Source organism: Mesorhizobium sp. M0522 (assembly GCF_040321085.1).
GTDB lineage: Bacteria > Pseudomonadota > Alphaproteobacteria > Rhizobiales > Rhizobiaceae > Mesorhizobium.
Genome location: NZ_JAMYQW010000010.1, coordinates 16,489 through 33,563, shown reverse-complemented (window position 1 = coordinate 33,563; position 17,075 = coordinate 16,489). Strand labels below are relative to the sequence as shown.

Annotated in this window: 16 protein-coding genes and 4 pseudogenes; 6 read left to right on the top strand and 14 right to left on the bottom strand. The window is 59.7% G+C overall.

All coding sequences use genetic code 11. The annotated features are described in order from the left end of the window. Positions 1-268 precede the first annotated feature (268 nt). Positions 269-1,294, bottom strand: a complete 1,026-nt coding sequence (locus NKI58_RS13980; RefSeq protein ID WP_352718361.1) for an IS110 family RNA-guided transposase — start codon at positions 1,292-1,294, stop codon at positions 269-271. Positions 1,295-1,498: 204 nt separating this feature from the next. Between NKI58_RS13980 and NKI58_RS13975 the strand changes: the two genes are divergently transcribed. Further along, positions 1,499-2,536, top strand: a complete 1,038-nt coding sequence (locus NKI58_RS13975) for an IS110 family RNA-guided transposase (protein WP_352718363.1) — start codon at positions 1,499-1,501, stop codon at positions 2,534-2,536. Positions 2,537-2,893: 357 nt separating this feature from the next. Here the strand turns inward: NKI58_RS13975 and NKI58_RS13970 are convergent. Then, positions 2,894-3,148, bottom strand: a pseudogene (locus NKI58_RS13970) (cupin domain-containing protein); the annotation flags it as partial. Between the two features lie 2 nt (positions 3,149-3,150). Next, positions 3,151-3,387 (bottom strand): annotated as a pseudogene (locus tag NKI58_RS13965) (hypothetical protein); the annotation flags it as partial. 246 nt (positions 3,388-3,633) lie between these two features. On the opposite strand from NKI58_RS13965, the gene NKI58_RS13960 reads away from it, so the two are divergent. Further along, positions 3,634-5,028: a Do family serine endopeptidase gene (locus NKI58_RS13960; RefSeq protein WP_352718365.1), complete on the top strand. Its 1,395-nt coding sequence runs from the start codon at positions 3,634-3,636 to the stop codon at positions 5,026-5,028. 62 nt (positions 5,029-5,090) lie between these two features. Here the strand turns inward: NKI58_RS13960 and NKI58_RS13955 are convergent, their stop codons facing one another. Both NKI58_RS13955 and NKI58_RS35550 read right to left on the bottom strand, forming a co-directional pair. Beyond that, positions 5,091-5,579, bottom strand: coding sequence for a hypothetical protein (locus NKI58_RS13955; protein ID WP_156937504.1), 489 nt, complete (start codon positions 5,577-5,579; stop codon positions 5,091-5,093). Between the two features lie 130 nt (positions 5,580-5,709). Continuing rightward, on the bottom strand, positions 5,710-6,537 hold the full coding sequence (locus NKI58_RS35550) for a thermonuclease family protein (RefSeq protein ID WP_280952146.1): 828 nt from the start codon (positions 6,535-6,537) through the stop codon (positions 5,710-5,712). Between the two features lie 1,243 nt (positions 6,538-7,780). On the opposite strand from NKI58_RS35550, the pseudogene NKI58_RS13940 reads away from it, so the two are divergent. Continuing rightward, positions 7,781-8,760, top strand: a pseudogene (locus NKI58_RS13940) (IS110 family RNA-guided transposase); the annotation flags it as partial. Positions 8,761-9,712: 952 nt separating this feature from the next. On the opposite strand, the gene NKI58_RS13935 reads toward NKI58_RS13940, so the two are convergent. The 3 genes from NKI58_RS13935 to NKI58_RS13925 all read right to left on the bottom strand — a co-directional run bounded on the left by NKI58_RS13935 (position 9,713) and on the right by NKI58_RS13925 (position 10,951). Then, positions 9,713-10,066: a hypothetical protein gene (locus NKI58_RS13935; RefSeq protein ID WP_156937505.1), complete on the bottom strand. Its 354-nt coding sequence runs from the start codon at positions 10,064-10,066 to the stop codon at positions 9,713-9,715. Between the two features lie 82 nt (positions 10,067-10,148). After that, a complete protein-coding gene (locus NKI58_RS13930; protein ID WP_023680684.1) occupies positions 10,149-10,373 on the bottom strand; it encodes a hypothetical protein in 225 nt (74 codons plus the stop codon). Between the two features lie 401 nt (positions 10,374-10,774). Beyond that, complete coding sequence (locus tag NKI58_RS13925) at positions 10,775-10,951, bottom strand: hypothetical protein (RefSeq protein ID WP_023680685.1); 177 nt, start codon at positions 10,949-10,951, stop codon at positions 10,775-10,777. Positions 10,952-11,018: 67 nt separating this feature from the next. On the opposite strand from NKI58_RS13925, the gene NKI58_RS13920 reads away from it, so the two are divergent. Beyond that, on the top strand, positions 11,019-11,480 hold the full coding sequence (locus NKI58_RS13920; RefSeq protein ID WP_348625959.1) for a hypothetical protein: 462 nt from the start codon (positions 11,019-11,021) through the stop codon (positions 11,478-11,480). Positions 11,481-12,701: 1,221 nt separating this feature from the next. On the opposite strand, the gene NKI58_RS13915 is transcribed toward NKI58_RS13920, so the two are convergent. The 5 genes from NKI58_RS13915 to NKI58_RS35545 form a co-directional block, all read right to left on the bottom strand. Next, positions 12,702-12,947 carry a DUF982 domain-containing protein gene (locus NKI58_RS13915; RefSeq protein WP_023679279.1) on the bottom strand — a complete coding sequence of 82 codons (246 nt, stop codon included), beginning with the start codon at positions 12,945-12,947 and terminating at the stop codon, positions 12,702-12,704. A gap of 209 nt (positions 12,948-13,156) precedes the next feature. Continuing rightward, entirely contained in the window at positions 13,157-13,411 is a 255-nt protein-coding gene (locus NKI58_RS13910) for a DUF982 domain-containing protein (protein ID WP_023680943.1), read from the bottom strand. Between the two features lie 379 nt (positions 13,412-13,790). Beyond that, complete coding sequence (locus tag NKI58_RS13905; RefSeq protein WP_023680942.1) at positions 13,791-14,009, bottom strand: hypothetical protein; 219 nt, start codon at positions 14,007-14,009, stop codon at positions 13,791-13,793. A 259-nt stretch (positions 14,010-14,268) separates the two neighbouring features. After that, positions 14,269-14,499, bottom strand: coding sequence for a hypothetical protein (locus NKI58_RS13900; RefSeq protein WP_023680941.1), 231 nt, complete (start codon positions 14,497-14,499; stop codon positions 14,269-14,271). A gap of 407 nt (positions 14,500-14,906) precedes the next feature. Beyond that, positions 14,907-15,188: a hypothetical protein gene (locus tag NKI58_RS35545; protein ID WP_502898812.1), complete on the bottom strand. Its 282-nt coding sequence runs from the start codon at positions 15,186-15,188 to the stop codon at positions 14,907-14,909. 148 nt (positions 15,189-15,336) lie between these two features. On the opposite strand from NKI58_RS35545, the gene NKI58_RS13890 reads away from it, so the two are divergent. Both NKI58_RS13890 and NKI58_RS13885 read left to right on the top strand, forming a co-directional pair. Continuing rightward, a complete protein-coding gene (locus NKI58_RS13890; protein WP_023680939.1) occupies positions 15,337-15,708 on the top strand; it encodes a glucosidase family protein in 372 nt (123 codons plus the stop codon). A 49-nt stretch (positions 15,709-15,757) separates the two neighbouring features. Then, positions 15,758-16,063, top strand: a pseudogene (locus NKI58_RS13885) (hypothetical protein); the annotation flags it as partial. A 343-nt stretch (positions 16,064-16,406) separates the two neighbouring features. Here NKI58_RS13885 and NKI58_RS13880 read toward each other — a convergent pair. Then, entirely contained in the window at positions 16,407-16,604 is a 198-nt protein-coding gene (locus tag NKI58_RS13880; RefSeq protein WP_031213410.1) for a hypothetical protein, read from the bottom strand. Between the last annotated feature and the right edge of the window lie 471 nt (positions 16,605-17,075).

Genomic DNA, 17,075 nt, shown 5'->3' with positions numbered 1-17,075 from the left:
GCCCTGCACGCCCCCTGAAAGCAGATGAGGTTGTCTAATCGCCGCTGGGACGTCAAGCATGTAATTGCGTCGAGACGACGCTGCCGGGTGCATGGTTGTCTTCGCGGTCGACATCAGTCGCCGCATGATGGAGCTCCGCGGACGAGCCTTCAATGTGGACGACGCACTTTGCTGAGACAGCGGTGCAACCCCATCAGCGGAATGGCTCGGCTCACGTCCCGGCAGGGACGTCTCAGGCGCTCAGATCCTGAACGCTATTCGCAAGATTTCATGCTGTGGCGCCTGCATTTCGATCAAAGAACTCACCGGTCTTGAGCATCGAATGCATTATCACCGCCAGTTTGCGCGCCACAGCCACGGCAGCTCGTTTGAAGCCAACCCTCTCCCGGAGCTTGAGGCCCCACGTGCGCAGGCTGCTGTCGATCGAGCTGCGTGTCAGGATGACCGCCGCAGCCTCATAGAGAAGTCCCCGCAAATGTCGATCGCCGCGTCGGGATACATGGCCATCATAATCGACTTCTCCCGATTGGTAGCGGCGAGTTGTCAGGCCGATCCAAGCGGCAACAGAGCGGGACTTCTTGAAGTTGCCCGGATCTTCAATGGCAGTGGCGAAAGAGGTTGCGGTAATGGCGCCGATGCCGGGGATCGACATGAGTATGCGGCATGCTTGGCTTTGACGTGCATCTGCGACAAGCTGGCGCCCAAGCTCGGCGGCACGGATGCGAATGCTGCGCCAGGCTTCCAACATCGGTAGGACGACAGGAGCAAGCTCGCTCTGATCGATAAGAAGGCTCCGGACATTCTTTTCGAATGTAGTTCCCTTACCGGCGGGAACGAGCAAGCCGAACGTTTTCATGATCCCTCGGATCTGGTTGGAAAGCTCGACGGTGATCCGGACCAGCCGAGTGCGTGCTGCCACGAGCGTGCGGGTCAACATACTGTCGAAGCCTTTCACGCGCACCTCGCGAAAGAATCCTGCTTCAGCAAGACGCGCCAAACCATCGGCGTCATTCGCATCCGTCTTGTTCGCCGCCATATCGAGAGCGGCTTTGGCATGGCGCGCATCGATGCAGATGGCTGGCAATCCCTCGGCGCGCAGCGCATGATAGAACCAAACTGACAGCGGGCCGGTTTCGAACACGACGCGCTTTGCGGCCGGCGCCCGCTTGCGGACAAGCTCGGCAATGATCCTGGGATCAGATGCGCACTTCCCGCGCCAGATCCGTTCGCCTTCACGGCGGATCGACACTGCCGTCTCTTTCATCGACACGTCGAGACCGATATGTTCTTCCATGGCTGTTCTCCGTTGATGCTGGGCCCGGCGTCCAGTCGTGAGCCCGTATTTCATCTTATCGGGGAACAGCCACCCTCCAAGGCTATGATCGGTTCCAGGGCGCGTCGCTCCCGCGATTACCCCATGTGGATGGCTCCCGCTCCCGGCATCTGAGTGCCACAGTGGGTTTGCTGTCAGGCAACCCGAGCAAAGGAGCCATCCGCCATGCAGATTACCACCGTGGGCCTTGATCTGGCCAAGCGCATTTTTCAGGTTCATGCCGTCGACGCGTCTGGGGGCGTTGTCGTGCGCAAGGCCCTGCGCCGATCGCAAGTTCTGCCGTTCTTCACCAAGTTGCCACCCTGCCTGATCGGCATGGAGGCCTGCGGGACGGCACATCACTGGGCTCGAGAACTGACGGAGCTCGGCCATGAAGTCCGCCTGATGCCACCGTCCTACGTGAAGCCCTATGTGAAGCGCGGCAAGAATGATGCGGTGGACGCGGAAGCGATTTGCGAAGCGGTAACACGCCCGACCATGCGCTTCGTGGCGATGAAGTCGGCCGAGCAACAGGCGGCCCTGTCGCTTCACCGCACACGCAATCTTCTGGTCAAGCAGCGCACGCAACTCGTGAACATGATCCGCGGCCTGTTGGCTGAGTTCGGCATCGACATTCCCCAAGGTTTGGAGCGGGCGCTTAAGCTGGCGCGCCAGATAGCCGCGAAGAAATCCCCATTGGACGTACCGGCAATGGCACTGCAGATTCTGTGTATCCTGTGCGAGCAGGTGCTCAACACCCATGCCCGGCTCCAGACCATTGACCGGTCGATCCTTGCCCAACAAAGAACGAATGAAGTGGCACGGCGTCTATCGACCATACCTGGCATTGGCCCGATCGGTGCCACAGCGTTGGCGGCCTCGGTTGCTGATCCGGGTCAGTTCCGCTCGGGTCGAGAGTTTGCCGCCTGGCTCGGGCTGACACCTTCGCAAAACTCGAGCGGCGGAAAGGACCGTCTCGGGCACATCACCAAGATGGGCGACCGGTACCTGAGAAAGCTCCTTGTGATCGGCGCGACCTCCCTGATCCGACGGGCAAGGCATAAGCCCGAGGCTGCGGATCCGCGCCTCCTCGCGTTGCTCGCCAGGAAGCCAGCGCGCGTGGCGAGCGTAGCGATGGCAAACAAGATGGCCCGCGTGGTGTGGGCTATCATGGCGCGCGGCGAAACCTATCAGGCGCGTCATGCTCCGAACCTTGCAGCGTAAGTTGCGCAGAAGACGAGACACTGAAGCAGAAATCAGATCGAGCCGATCGATCGGCTCCATGAGGTTGTGAGAGCGACGCGATGTGATGGCGAGACCGGTCAGGCCGGGAACAGGGACAACCCATGCGATGTCGGAGGCATCATAGCCTGCAAAGCAGATTGGGACCCAGTTCGCCGACCCCATCAGGGCCAGCAGTCTCGAATGGCTGCATCAACAGGCCGCACAGAAGACTGCACCCGACCAACGCGCCATAATGTCGAATTACCTCTTGCATCGCGGGAGCCATCCACAGAGGACATCGCTGGTGCCGACGCCATGAGCGGTGCTGCGCCATGACCCGATATTGCAGAATCGAGCTTAGGCTCTTGTCGTCAGGGTAGAGAGCTGGTCAGTGTCGTAACGGTTCCGCAAGTCTGCAAGCGCTTTCGGATCCGGAGAGCCGTGTGCAGCGAGCCTGGCAAGCTCTTCAAAATAGTGCTCGTGTCCAGGCGGAGAGACGGTCATCAGCACCCGCGCCGGCTCTTCGCTGACATTGGTGATGTTGTGCGGAACGCCCGGTGGAATGAACAGGTAGGTGCCCGCGGTCGCGCGGATCGTCTTGTCCCCAACATGGAGCTGACCGGTTCGGTTGCTCCCGGCGGCATGCGTAGCGCCGGCACCGATTCCACCGCACAGGCATCCGATGCCCAGGACGAAAGGATTGCACGCTTCTCCTGGACGTCCAGCGTCGCGTCAGTCAGCACGTCCTGAGGTCGCTCGAAATGCCGTGCTGGATGGAGCAACCGGTCAAGAAAAACATCAGGACCCTCGGGCCCGATTGGGGGAAAACTCGTCGAAATGGCTCCTTCCATCGATGGTCCTCCGCTTTGAATAGTCTCCTTTGTTGATGTCATCTTTGGTGGCTCTCGCGATTTTCACCAGCCGAAATTTTGGAGAGTTTCGAGCAAATTTCAATGGCCCGACAAGGCCAAATCCTCGCAGTTCAGCCCACGATCAACATTTTTTCGAACCGGTGAAACAATCGGCGTGAATGTCAGTTGTTGCGTCTGGGAAAAGTCGCGCGGCAGCGCCAGGGCGGTCGGGCAGGAGAATCAATCATGTCTTACATTGCCAGGAAGCGACTGAGCATGGGCCTCGTCGCAGGAATCTTGATGCTCTCGGCTGGCGGCTTTGCTCCGGTTTCAGCACAGGAAATCCCGAACGACTTCAGCGCAATCCTGCGTCAGAAGCTGCCGGCCGTGGTCGCGATCACGACGAGGCAGATCATCCAGGACCAAACGATGCTCGACGATTTTCTCAACCCCTTCGACAGCCGCGGGCCTGCCCAGCCGCAGGTGCGAGAAGCTCTCGGCTCCGGCTTCGTGGTCAGTCCGGAGGGCTACATCGTCACCAACAATCATGTCGTGGCCGACTCCACCGAAATCCACGTCGTATTCTCCGATAAGGAGACTTCGCCCGCGCGACTTGTGGGCCGCCATCCAGCAACCGACATCGCGGTGCTGAAGGTCGATCCACGCCCCAACATGACGACCACCGCCTGGGGTGACTCTGACGCAATGCAGCCGGGGGCCTGGACGATCGCGATTGGCAGTCCCTTCGGGCTCGGGGGAACCGTGACCGTCGGCGTTCTTTCCGCCCGCTCGCGCGACATCCAAGCCGGCCCTTACGACGATTTTCTCCAGACAGACGCCTCGATCAATAGAGGCAATTCCGGCGGCCCCCTGTTTAACGCGCGCGGCGAAGTGATCGGGGTCAATACGGCCATCGTCTCTCCGTTTGGCGGCAGCATAGGCATCGGTTTCGCCGTGCCGTCCCGAACCGCACGGAGCGTCGCCGATCAGCTGATCCGCACCGGCCGGATCGAGCGCGGGTTCATCGGAGTGCGTCTCCAGGAGGTGACGCCGTCGCTTGCCCAGGCGCTTGACATATCGAGCACCAAGGGAGCGCTGGTCGCCTCGGTCGAGCCCGGCAGTCCGGCAGAGAAGGCCGGCTTGCAATCGGGGGATGTGATCACCCGGTTCAACGGCAAGGACATTCAGGGCGTCCATGACTTGACGTTGGCGGCAGCTAACGAAAAGCCGGGGTCGAAAGCCACGCTGACAAGGAACCGCGGCGGCTCCCAGCAGGAGGTGGAACTGACCCTCGGTCAACGCAAGGACGAGGAGGTACAGACCGGTGCCGTTCCGAGTCCGGAAGCGGCGGACCAACGCCTCGGGCTGTCGCTCAGCACCATTCCGGACGAAGCGCGCCAGCAACTCGGTCTGCAGCCGGGTACCACCGGCGTGTTTATCCAGGAAGTGGCGCCGAATAGCCCCGCCGCCGAGAACGGCCTTCGACCTGGCGACGTGATTGTCTCGGCCAACAACCGGGATGTGGCACAGCCGTCAGATATCCAGGAGGAGTGGGCACGATCCCGGCAGCAGCACAAGCCCATTCTGTTGCGCATAAACAGGCAAGGACAATCGCTCTTCATTGCCCTAGCTGCTTCCTGACGTAGCGTGCGTCGAAACCAAAAATGTGGCAAAGTTTCCGTTCCGTATCCGAAAGAACGGAATCAGGTCGCCGGAGCCCAAACATCACTCCAGCCGCCTCCTCCCATCTCGCGCGCGGCAAAAAGCAGCCAGCCGGCCGTGGCTCCCATCATCGTCCGCACTTGAGCAGCTCGTGCCGAGCCCGTGTCAATTTTGACGCACTCCGTTCCTATATAGCGTGATAGAAGACCTTCGCCGCGTTGGCGATGATGAAGACCGGCCTTGCCGGAACCGCGCAGCGAGCGCCCTTCCCGAAGACGCCATATGACCACATCTCGCACGGTCATTGTTGAGACGGCAGCGTCAAAGTTCGCCGCATCAGTTGCAACGAGTTCTGGAAAATCAGGCCGGACTTGATGCCAGCGAATGATAACGTCAGGTCGGCTCGCCGTGTTCTGCATCGCTCGTTGTCGATGGGTGGCGATCATAATCGATGGGCGGGGCAACATAACTTCGGCCTCGGCTCTGCCGAACTCCCTGCCGATTTGGAATGCCGCTGAAAGCTGTCTCATGAACGGAGGGCTGCACGTATTTTGGAGGCATCGTTGGATCTTCCCGCTTTCATTTAGTCGACAATAGCTGGTCCGCTTGGAACGGCAGTCCGTCACCGTTCAAAAGCCACCCGTCGAGGCGGCCCTTTCATTAGAAACCCTCCACATGACCAAACCCACCCCAACGCGCCGCGGCGCCAACACCGACGTGCGTGCGACCGTGAAGCGGCAGCACCTGCAGGTTCAACACTGGCTTTCGCAGGCGATGCCGTCTTTGTCGCGGTCTAGCTTGCGGCCCCAAGAGCAGTTTGGCTGGGTACCAACTTGCTTCATCGCACGAGCTGATTTGGGAACAGGTGCGCCGCGGCTCGCATGAATAGCCGCTTTGTGCGACCTGATGGCGGTTGATTAAGCCAAGCGGCTGGTTAGAAAGCGGCCGGTTGTCGGCATGCGCTAGACGCCACACCCAAGGCGCCTGAAAAGTTCCGGCCCACAGACCGAGCTTTGCCGCCTCTGCCTTCGCCTGCTGCCCCGCATAGGCGCCGTGGCTGTAGAGGGGCCAGTCCAGTGCCAAGCCCTGCTCGACAAGCCAGCGCTGAACGCTACGACCGTCCGCCCGATCGCAGTTCCCGACAAGACGCCCGTACCGATCACGATCGACAAAACTGCAATGCAGCGGTCGCGAAGCTGCCAGGAACTTGTCCAAGGCTTGGGCAGCGCGGCGCCCGCATGGGTAGTCAAAGCCCTTGGCGTCGTCGCAGTGCTGACGGCTCTCGGGCGCGTCGATGCCATTGAAACGAATCCTTTGGCCTGCAATCTCTACTGTGTCGCCATCGATCACCGAGGCGCGGCCTTCCATGTGGCCAGGCAATGGTTCTGTCCAGTTTGTTATCGTGCTCTGTTGGCCGGCGGTGCTCTGGATCGCGAATTGGGTGACTGCGGCGGCAAGCGTGCCGGCGCCGAGGAAGATCAGCCCCAAGAGGGGTCGCGGCAGCCGCCGTGACGGCATTCTTCTACCGGCGCGCCTTCGCCAGCGGTCAGCCTGATTGGCGCCTTGATAACGGTGGCCTTTGCCCACGCCCGCTCTCCCGGAAGAGAGAATGCCGCCATTCCGGGCGAGAGTCCAGAAGCTGCACTAGCCGGTCGGCAACTGGTCAACGCGGGGGGCACCGGCTCAGCCTTTCAACCGTCTCAACTATGGCCTTCGCAAGCGGGCATCAAGGTCCGCGTGAAGCACCTCCGGGGCGAGGAAGACCTTCGGCACGCCTCGCTGCAGGATTTTTGGGATGAAGACTAGAACGCCGTTTGTGTCTCCAAGACGCGACAACGCAAAGTTCACCGGCCCGGCCAAGCGCCGACTATTTGACAAGCGCGCAAATGGCGTATGCTGTCAGCGTCCAAGCTGTTGGGGCCGTAGCGGCTACATGCGCTTGTGCTACCCACCCTGGAGCTGGGGAAGTAACCGGCAAGCTCCTAGAAATTAGAGCATTTGAATTTGACGCGCTGGCACCGCCACCTATGACGACTTTTGGCTTGGGACACCAAGCCTGTGCGGATTTGTCTGGGCTTGTATCACTCGCGCTTGCATACTGGGTGATTTCCCAACCGCCGACGCCGTCCTTCCCCGCCGGACCCTCAGCCCCCATTGCACCTCTAGGTCCCTGCTTGCCGGGAAGACCTTGTGGACCGACAGGCCCTTGGGGTCCTGGGGGGCCTGCCGTTGTGCAACCTGCAAGGAGGGCGACGCATGCTAGAGCGGTAATAATTCTCATGACCACCTCCCCGGTTTCCCGGTGAGTTGACGACAAAAAACATTCGCCAAATCAACCGAATGTACCACCACGCGATTGTCGTGGATAGGAACGCGATCGGCGGCTAACGGAACGTCGCATATGCGCCGTGACGACGGGCGGCCAGCAATCGTAGCGTAGAGTGTTGACGCGCCTTCCTTGCCGTTGAAGCTCTCGATGAAGCCGTATCCGGCATGATGTTCTTGGTGCCATCGTTTGTTCGGTACGTCAGGTTCGTTAAGCTTGGCGCATCCGGGCCACGGGGCACCGGGAGCACGCAAGTGCGGGCAGGCCGGCGTATGCAGATGAACTGCGAGTTCGAGCACATTATCTGGCCGCCCCTACGACTCGCCCGGATGCGCTGCGAGTGCGGATCCGTATTTGTCGTGTTGCCCGCTCGCTCCCTGTTCGTGACCAACGATGGAGGGAACCGTGCGTATTATCGGCATGGACATACACCGCGTAACCGCCGAGGTCGTGTCGTTGCTTGATGGCGAGATCGTCAAGCTCGGCCGCGTTCAAATGCTGCGCAATAAGCTCGAGGAGTTCGCCAGGAAGGAACTCACCCACGATGATCATGTGGTGATCGAGGCGACAGACAATGCTGCTGCCGTCGCTGAAGTGCTGTCGCCCTACGTCCATCGGATCGTGATCGCCAATCCCAAGCAGGTGCACATGATCGCGCACGCGAAGGTGAAGACTGACACGATCGACGCACTGTCCTTGCGAAGCTCTACGCCTCGGGCTTTGTGCCGGAGGTCTGGGTTCCGGATCCGGGGACCCTTGCCCTCCGAAGACAGGTCACCAGGCGGACACAGCTGGTTCGCCAGCGTTCGCGGCTGAAGAACCTGATCCAGTCAATCCTCCACGCCCACCTGATCCCGCCGTGTCCGCATAGGAACCTCGTCGGGATCAGCGGGCGCAAATGGCTGACGAGGCAAATATTGCCTGCGGATGAGCGCGCCGCCATCGAGCGCCACCTCGGCTTGATTAACCAGATCAACGAGGCGTTGACGGTGGTCGAGGCGGATATAGCCGTACATGCCCTTCAGGATCCGACAATCCGCCGCCTGATGACGTTGCCCGGCCTCGACGTCACCGTGGCTGCGAGCGTTGCCGCGGCAATCGGCGACATACGGCGCTTCAGCGATCCACAGAAGCTCGTTGACTATCTTGGCCTCAATCCGAGCGTGCGGCAGTCCGGTGAGGGGCCAGCCTATGACGGGCGCATCACGAAGCAGGGCCGCGGCCATGCGCGGGGGATGCTGGTCGAGGCGGCATGGGCGGCTGTGCGATCGCCAGGACCTCTTCGCGCCTCCCACAAGCGGATCGCCTCGCGCCGCGGGAAGCACATCGCGGCCGTCGCCACTGCGCGCAAGCTTGCAATGATCATCTGGCACATGCTGAGCAAGGATACCGCAAAAAAGCCTCGGCGCTGGGTCGTTGCGCCGAGGCTTTGGGCACGTACAAGCTACACCAACATGTCCGTTTATAAACGTGCGCTAATAATGTAAAAAACGGTGAACCACGCACAGGCGGAAGGGCGCACGCTCAAAGCTGGGGTGAAGCGGCAATATCAGTGATGACAAGTTGCGCACCCTGATTGTTCCACCTAGCTTTCGACCGAACGAGGGGACGAGGATGTCGGCTGTGTATTTGGCAAGATGATGTACTCCGTCACCGCTCATGCCGATGAAGGGAGGCTCGAACCGCAAATCTCGAAATGTCTAGTGATGGCCACTGGGACCCCGCACATTCGGGGATTCGAAGCTGATTTTCAGGTGGTGCTAAGCAAGGCCGGCAAGGTGGAGACGATCACCGTTATGCTAGGTATGCTCATACATCGCGCTTTGCTCTGAGTGGCGGCCCAGCAGCTTGGGTTAGGGGGGCCGCTGGGCCTGACCAGCGAGCGTTCGGGAATGCTCGACTGGCCGGTTAGTATTTTAGATAAATCTAATATAATCGAACCATGCGAACGAAGTACGCGGCGGTAAGAAAGTGGCTGGCGTCCGATTCACTTACCGCGCGGTTTTGCCTTGGGTTCTGGCGAGCTTTCGGAGGGGTTTGCAGCCAATTTTGCAGATCGCCGATCTGTTACCCACAGGGACTTTTTCCTCGCCACCAAATCGTCACGATCGCCCTCAGCGGTCGCTCGGCTATGCATCGCAGCTATGGCGTAGTCGGCTCTGTTGGTTCGATAGTCTTCTTTTTGGACAGTCATCGTTTGCTCCCAGTTTCATAGCCCCTCTTTTTGCCCTGGCGAGGAGACTAACTGCCGGTGCATTACGCGAGTCAATCGATTAAACGACCACTCCGCAGTCGCGAGGGCGGGAAGCAAGCCGACAATTTCAACGTTGGAACGGCTTACAGAGTGCCGGCAACACAGCCGCCCTTTCGTCGGGCTGCGTTGATCGCGTCCATGTTGCCCTTCAGCTCGCCGATCTTGGCTTCACGTACCTTGATGTCTGTGTTGTCCATCATGCTGCCAACCGGCAAGCCAAGCCAAAACACGCCGTCCACATCATGGCGGGCGGTTCTGTCTTGTATGGCCATTATCGGCGCGAGGTCGGAACTCGTTCGGTAAAGTTCGGCTTCCAACTGGCTGCAGGACTTGCCCGCGTATACGCGGACGAAACCAGCGTGGGCTTGATGTCGGCTGGGCGAGTAGCGCAGCCCGACAAAACGCTGATGGCTACAAACGCACATAACTTGATTCATGCTTCCCCCAAAATGCCCGCGGCTAGCAGGCGCTGAGGGCAGGACGAAGTCTATTTGCCTTGACGGCATTCGGAATATATTCCTATTTTGCGGGATGCCGCACCCTCGCCGACACGAAGCCGTTTCCGAATATCACCTCGCCAAAATTGAACGATAGGCGTGGCTTCTGACGGTAGAACTCCGCGACGCGCAGTTGTCGCTCAAGCCATTTGGCGAGCATTGGGAAGCGATCGACCATCTGCATCGGGACATAAAGCGGGCGCTCAATCTGCTTAACAATAGGCCGGCGGACTACGAAGAACCACATTTCGCGCCTATGTCGCGAGGGTGAAGAACTAGCCTGTCAGTTTAGTGAAGTCGTGGCGCCGCGCGCGAACATGTGCCAGCAAATTCGTTTCGTTTACGACCCCTGATTGAAAGAGATTCAGCGTGGTCGAGGCCAGAATCTGACCGTCTATCGGGGTGCTGTACCATTTGGCGTCGGCGGTTACCTGGTCGACAACCCGCTGGCAGATCGCCCGATCTTTAGGTCTAAGGAACTGACTTTTCGGTGCTCGTAGCATCTCGACGCCTTGAAACGGGGAGTCACTGTCTCCCGCGCGATACCCATGCGTGGTCTCCGAGCATGGACCCTAAACGCATTCAGACGGAAAATTGCCATTCGTTTGAGTGGTACCGATGTCGCGTGGATAAGTGGCGGTCCGCGAGCTAATCCACCATGTCGCGCAGCGGCTTCTTGCGCTTTGGCGTCCTGTACTTCTCGACCAGCCTGACCTTGTCGATGTCGATCGTCACCAGTGGTCCCAGATCGACGGTCACCCTGCCGCCTTCCTCGTCTACGCGCGTGATCTCTCCGGTAAGCTCGATCTGCTGCCCCTTCTTCACCTTGGTATGATCGATGATCGAATGCGGAAAGCTATAGCTCGGAATCGAGACGTTTACGCAGTGCTGAATGACCCGTTTGCGAAGGCGGCCGGGATCGCCACCTCGTCACGAATGGAAATTCCGCGCGCCGTTCCATGAGTCTGGTGCGCTCGGTGCCTTACTCAAGATATTGCTAATTATGGATGAGCCTGCTTCCTCCAATCGATGGATGAAGCCGATCGTGGGCCGGTGCTATTTTGATGCATCGCGCGACTTACCCGACAAGAGCTGGCTCCAGGGGCAAAATATGAGCAAGACGACTCTCATTGCTATCGCAATCCTCGCGATCAGTGACGGCTGTGCCGAAGCCAAGGACCGTAAGGTCGAAACCGCGACGCTCGGCACGTACGCCAATTCGAAGAACCTGCCGGTTTGTACCGCGTCAAGCTCACCCTTCGAAGTCCTCGGTGATGAATGTTTTCTCGTCACAGGTTCGATGATCTATGGCGACATCGCCGAACTCTCCCGGACAATCACTTTGAGTTGGTAGCCTAACCAACAACCTCCCAGCGCGGCCTCCATTCTCCGGTATGAAGTTGTTGCGTCGCAGGGGCTGCCTTCGCCCAGATATCGACCCAGTCTTCGCGCGTCGCCAATACCGGCGCAATCCCCAGTCACCACGGGCCTCTCCAAAATTCTTATGCCGTCCGCACCTGCGGTCGAGCGTGTCGCGCCAACACAGCAGCGCCTCTGCATCGTTTGGGCAACCCAACGCATAGCTTCCGGTCCGGAAACTCGCTTACGCGTCTCATCGTCCATTCGGCAGCGGAAAATTAGGCCGATTTGGCAGTGCTCAGAATCGCGTAGCTGTCCTGCGATCCGCTCGGAGAGGATGGCGAGTGGTTGCGGCAACTGCGCCTCAAGCTGGCTGGCGACCGCCGTCTACAGCGCGCTGCTGCGGAGCAGCGCTGACGCTGCGTTCGTCCGGACGGTCGCAAGACCGCTTGATTGTATCCGGCCTGGAGACAGACAAACGCCGGCGCAATCTCACCCTGAAACCAAAAGACAATATCGATGACCTCCAACAGCTATGCTCCCAAGGGTTCAAGCGCCTGCAAACATTCACCATGCCAATTTCGCCATCGCCGCTTCGATAATGACGGCGCCATCAATTTCATGGCGCAAGCCGCTTCATGAACTTCTCCCTCGAGATGCAGCTATCGCCGCACGCCTTGCCGGCGGAGCACGTCTTGCAGCAGCCCTCGACCGGGATTGTCGACCAGGGTATTGCGGATCCGGGCGCATGACGATCGGCGCCGTCAGCATCAGAATGCCGGCAATCGCCGCAGCGGCGACGAGTCGAAACATGGTTGCCCCCTCCCAAGGAAGGAGGATCAGAGCATTTGTGATGGCTCAAGTCGAGGGAGGTGCAAACGTGATGAAATGCAAGGTTTTCGCCCACTGCCTCACGGTGGAGGGCTCTCCTTTCATCGTGACATCCAGCCGTCCGGCCCGTTGTCTGAGCGCATTGTCTCGTTGAGTTGCCGAAGCCGCTCTTTTCTCGCCGCCTCGGCCGCGGTCCGTAGCGGGTGAAGGGAAAAGCCTCGAGCTTGGAGGCAGAGGGTCACCGCCTTATGCCAGCGAGGCCCTCGCCGGGTCCACATCTTGAGCTGCTCAAGGGCTTCCTTCGCATTGTTGCAGCCATGCCTGACACCGGTTTCAGTCTTCACGAACACCGGAGGGACGAACCAGATGGGCGCCATGATACCTCCTACTCAGGGGAGAGATACACGTTGGCCTCCTTGGCAGCCGCCTCAAAGGCTTCACGCACCTCTTGGGGGGAGGCGCTGCCCTGGAACGCATCGACGCAGGATTGGACCGCCTTGGTCCACTTCGGGCCCTTTGTGTCCCACCCCATGAGTTCCTCGGCGGCTCCCTCGACGTGGCTGACCCCATTGCGAATGCCCGGACGTTTCGTCTTCACGTAGACCGGGGGAGAGAACCAGAGAGGACCCATAAGGGGGAACTTAGAGCGCCAAGAGCCCGCTGACCAACCCCGCTTTAGCCGCAGCTAAGGAACGATGTAGGCCCTCGCGGGTTTAGAGCTTGCAGCGGGATTCTTCGTGGATGTGCAGCCGCTGTGGGGGGGTCCGTCGCCTTTCTCACGGGCGGCGGGCTCCTTTCGCGAAGGCGGTGTTGGTCAGAGAACCTTTACCGCAACTCAAGTTAGCTACTTGTCATTGGGGGGAGTAATGTCCCCTCCTCTTTTGCAGCAGCCAGGAATGCCTTGCGGGCCTCCTCAGGTTCCATCTCGTCGAAAATCACGGCCATGCAAACGCGCACCGCGAGATCCCAGCAAGGGCCACGCTTGGTCCACTTCATCAGCTCCTCGCCGGCTGTCTCGGCGTTGTTGACGTTGCGAATGATCCCGGGACGCTCGGTCTTGACGGGGACCGGAGGGTTGAACCAGTGGCGAGCCATGAAGGGGCCTTAGGGCGGCTAGCGGGTTTCCTGTCTATAAACCGGCTCAGCGATGAGGACGGCTAACCATTTGTTAGGGATGGTCTGAGTCCGTGACGGGTGTTTCCAAACGTCCATCGACGTTTATCCGAGCGGTCGGTACGAAGCCGGTATGCATCATCTTCCGGTGGGTGTCGCCCTAGTCATTTCGCTTGTTGTCGGTCTAGCCATTGCGGCGATCGCCTCAAAGGACCATTCGGAAATCTGCGGCATCCGATGCTTATTCGTCCTCGGCGAGAGCGTTAATGTGAGGGCTGTCACGCCAAGGCGGGAATGTCGAGAATGAATGGCAGCACACGGTCGCCATTGCCAGGTCACGACAAGCGAAGCTGGCTGACAGCTATTCGCGACCGTCGAAAGGCACGCAGAGGCCCATGGCAGTTGCTGCCTCGAGGATCGCCTCGGTCAGTTCTTCGTCGGAGGCCACCAAATAAGGCGCAGCCTCCCGAGCTTCGCGTAGTGCCGCTTTGATCGAGACCGTGTCGCGACGGTCCGCCCTGTTGAGGAGTACAGTGATTGCTTGCTCTAGAAGCGGACCGACCCTTTGCGCGACGCTCATCCGGCCCTCCCCAGGGACACGCCGAAGGGGAATCTACTCACTTCCTGACCGACATCAACGCCATGTACGAATCGTACGAATTGGCACGGTGCTAGGCCGCAACAGTCAGCAATTTTTAGCTCGAGTTTCTGATCGGTGATCGGATAATTGGCTCGCGCGCAGACCCCCTCCGACCATAAAGCGCTTCGATCCGCCTTTCGTCCACAACCTTGGGTCGAATCGTCCCGACGTATACCGGAGGGAAGAACCTGCCATCAGGCTATTCGCGAAGGTCGAACGCGACGAACATGCCAAAGGTTGGGGCAAGATCGACAATAAGCTCCACCAGCTCGCAGTCACTTTCCGCCAGATGCGGGCCGTCTCGGCGCACCGCTGCGATAGTCTCTTTGACGGAGATGATGATTTGGCCGCGCCGGGCTCGTAAAATCAGCTCTTCAACAAGCTCATTGGCAGTCACTTTGATGGGTCGGCAGTTCGTCCAAACGTTCATACCAGGCCTCCCACCTCAGCGAGAACCCACGCGGAACATTCATGACCCTCTGTCGGGAAAAATCAAGGGAATGTTTGTAGGAAATTTCCAAGAGGGGATTAGAGAACAAGCACGCAGCGAGCCTCTGTACTCTTCCGCTTTGACGCTCACCCAGCCGGCTAGGGACCTTCTTCCGTCGGGGCCTGTTTGGCCCGATCAATAGCCGCAAGTAATGACTGTAGGGTTGGCGGCAGTTCTGGTTCGACCCCCAGATTTAAGAACGTTTGTACGTTATGACGATAGCCTTCGGAACGGATCAGTTTCCGAAACGCTTCGGAGACAGACTGATGGTCTGCTTTGTTGCTGGTTGTCATGTTCGGGAAGTCCGTCCCAATGAGCCGCAACTCGCCCGCAACGAATGGGTTCCATCAGGAGGTCGGAATATTTGGTAAAAATTTCTGAGCGGCAGATCGGATAACTGGCTCGCGCGAAGCCCCCCGTTGCTCGAGCGCATTACCTTCACCAACTACTTCGCGCGCGAGATTGCGTTGCCGGTCCGTGTCGACTTCGATGCCGATTTCCGAGACATGTTCGCGGTGCGCGGCACCACGCGTAGCCATCGCGGTCGTGCCCCATGACGCGCTGATTGGTGAGGCAAGCGTCACATTTCGGTACGAAGGGCTTGATAATGTGGCGCGCCAGTCGGTCATTGCGGAGCCGGATCAGGTGCATTCCAGTTACGCCGAGTTCCGCATTGTCGTGCCGAGCCGTGACCGCAGGATCCTCCATCTGGATGGTCGGTCACGGCGAAGAGATTCCGTCCAGTGACCGGTTTCGTGCCGCCGCTGCGCGAGCGCGATGTGCGATTCGCTCAAAGCGCCGGCAAGGCGCCACCGTTTCAGTTCCGGACGCGTGTTCAATGACTGGCTGGCCCGCACACGTGCCGACATCGCGCTCCTGACAACCGACCTCGAGACGGGACCATACCCGTATGCCGGCATTCCGTGGTTCTCAACCGCCTTTGGTCGCGACGGAGTCATTTCCGCCTTGCAGATGCTCTGGCTCAATCCCGAGCTTGCCCGTGGCGTGCTGGCGTTTCTCGCCCGCTACCAATCGACCGAGACTTCCGTCTTCGGAGACGCGGACCCAGGCAAGATCATGCACGAAACGCGCAAGGGCGAGATGGCCGTGCTTCGCGAGTTGCCGTTCGGCCGACAGGACCGGAGATGAGGACTTTGTCGATCGCATTTGGGAATCACTGGGTGCTGCCACGGCTTCGATGGAAGAAGTCGGAGCCCGCAACGGGGAGGGGTTCGTTACCTACAGCAGGGCAGCGGATACGGGCCTCTTCAATCAGGGCTGGAAGGACAGTGCCGATGCGATCTTTCCATACCGACGGCACTGTTCCCAAGGGACCGATCGCCTTAGTCGAGGTGCAAGGTTACGTCTTCGCAGCATACCAACCGCGCTGAACGCTCGCACCTACCAAGCCGGACAGCGCTACTGGTCGCTGCATGTTGCACAGGAGCGGAAGAAGCTCGAACGCCGAGGCTTTACCCCAACCCAGATCGACGCCGAGATCAGCCGCTATGCGACGGCGATCAGCCGCATCCTTCGCTCTCAAAAGCAATATGGCTCAACACCGGATAGTGCCGCACGACCGAGGGAGCAAGCATATCCGTCCGCGAAGCGGAACGGAGTGGGGGTGTGGGGCCTCAGGCCCCGCGTTTTCCTTCTGTTGGCGCTAACGCCGCGCGCGCGATGGCATTTCGAGGCAGTGGAGCGCATGCCCGATGACAGATTCCTCGCGAGCACCAGGCCGCGCACCATGAGCCGCGCTCGCCGTCTGTCGACCTGGTTGCCGCCGTGCTTGAGCGCGAGTGGTGCCGGTGGCCTGAAGGTCGCGACGAATGAACCGCCGGCCCAGTTCAACCCGCACGACGTCCTTCAAAGCTGGGGGGATCGATCTTCACCAAGCGGTCTGCGGCCTCGACCGCAGTTCGTATCCTGCTGCACAGCGCGAGATTTTCGGCCAGCATTTCTTCAGTGCGTTGAAGTGCGAGCTCGGTCCGGTGGATGCGCTGCCTGGCATTGGCAACTTCCGATGTCAAAATATCGACCGCCATCCCGTGGCCGTGGGGTTCCATAGTGTCCATGGATTTCTAATACATGGGGGGCGATATCGTTCCATGATGTCGGGCGAAACGGCGGGCCGCAGAAAAGCGCGATGGGCCGAATGACCAATGCGCTCCCTGTCAAAACAGCGGACGCTGAGGAAGATCACAAGGGAAGCACTAAGGCGCAACTCAACCTCAAAGCGAACGGTCCGTTTTTTTGGAATTTTGTGGGCTGGTCGACAAATTGCACGAGGTTCCCTGATATGACAGGCACTCTGACCCTGTCGTTCCCAGTCAGGCGAATGTCGCTGTCGTCTCGACGGACCAAAACCATCACCTTTCGGACCGATCACGTGACGATTCGCGACGGCATGAAAAGATGAAGGCGGCACCCGCTACCGGGTGCCGTGTCGGTGCTGCAGGCCCCAGGCCGAAGCAAGGGGAAGGCCGGTTTTCTGCTTGTGGGGGAACAGCGCCCTT

Excerpts from the sequence above, each read along its gene's own strand:
- NKI58_RS13980 (WP_352718361.1), bottom strand. The coding sequence starts at position 1,294 with ATGGAAGAACATATCGGTCTCGACGTGTCGATGAAAGAGACGGCAGTG.
- NKI58_RS13975 (WP_352718363.1), top strand. The coding sequence starts at position 1,499 with ATGCAGATTACCACCGTGGGCCTTGATCTGGCCAAGCGCATTTTTCAG.
- NKI58_RS13960 (WP_352718365.1), top strand. The coding sequence starts at position 3,634 with ATGTCTTACATTGCCAGGAAGCGACTGAGCATGGGCCTCGTCGCAGGA.
- NKI58_RS13955 (WP_156937504.1), bottom strand. The coding sequence starts at position 5,579 with ATGAGACAGCTTTCAGCGGCATTCCAAATCGGCAGGGAGTTCGGCAGA.
- NKI58_RS13935 (WP_156937505.1), bottom strand. The coding sequence starts at position 10,066 with ATGAATCAAGTTATGTGCGTTTGTAGCCATCAGCGTTTTGTCGGGCTG.
- NKI58_RS13930 (WP_023680684.1), bottom strand. The coding sequence starts at position 10,373 with ATGTGGTTCTTCGTAGTCCGCCGGCCTATTGTTAAGCAGATTGAGCGC.
- NKI58_RS13920 (WP_348625959.1), top strand. The coding sequence starts at position 11,019 with ATGACCCGTTTGCGAAGGCGGCCGGGATCGCCACCTCGTCACGAATGG.
- NKI58_RS13915 (WP_023679279.1), bottom strand. The coding sequence starts at position 12,947 with ATGGGTCCTCTCTGGTTCTCTCCCCCGGTCTACGTGAAGACGAAACGT.
- NKI58_RS13910 (WP_023680943.1), bottom strand. The coding sequence starts at position 13,411 with ATGGCTCGCCACTGGTTCAACCCTCCGGTCCCCGTCAAGACCGAGCGT.
- NKI58_RS13905 (WP_023680942.1), bottom strand. The coding sequence starts at position 14,009 with ATGAGCGTCGCGCAAAGGGTCGGTCCGCTTCTAGAGCAAGCAATCACT.
- NKI58_RS13900 (WP_023680941.1), bottom strand. The coding sequence starts at position 14,499 with ATGAACGTTTGGACGAACTGCCGACCCATCAAAGTGACTGCCAATGAG.
- NKI58_RS35545 (WP_502898812.1), bottom strand. The coding sequence starts at position 15,188 with ATGACCGACTGGCGCGCCACATTATCAAGCCCTTCGTACCGAAATGTG.
- NKI58_RS13890 (WP_023680939.1), top strand. The coding sequence starts at position 15,337 with ATGTGCGATTCGCTCAAAGCGCCGGCAAGGCGCCACCGTTTCAGTTCC.
- NKI58_RS13880 (WP_031213410.1), bottom strand. The coding sequence starts at position 16,604 with ATGGCGGTCGATATTTTGACATCGGAAGTTGCCAATGCCAGGCAGCGC.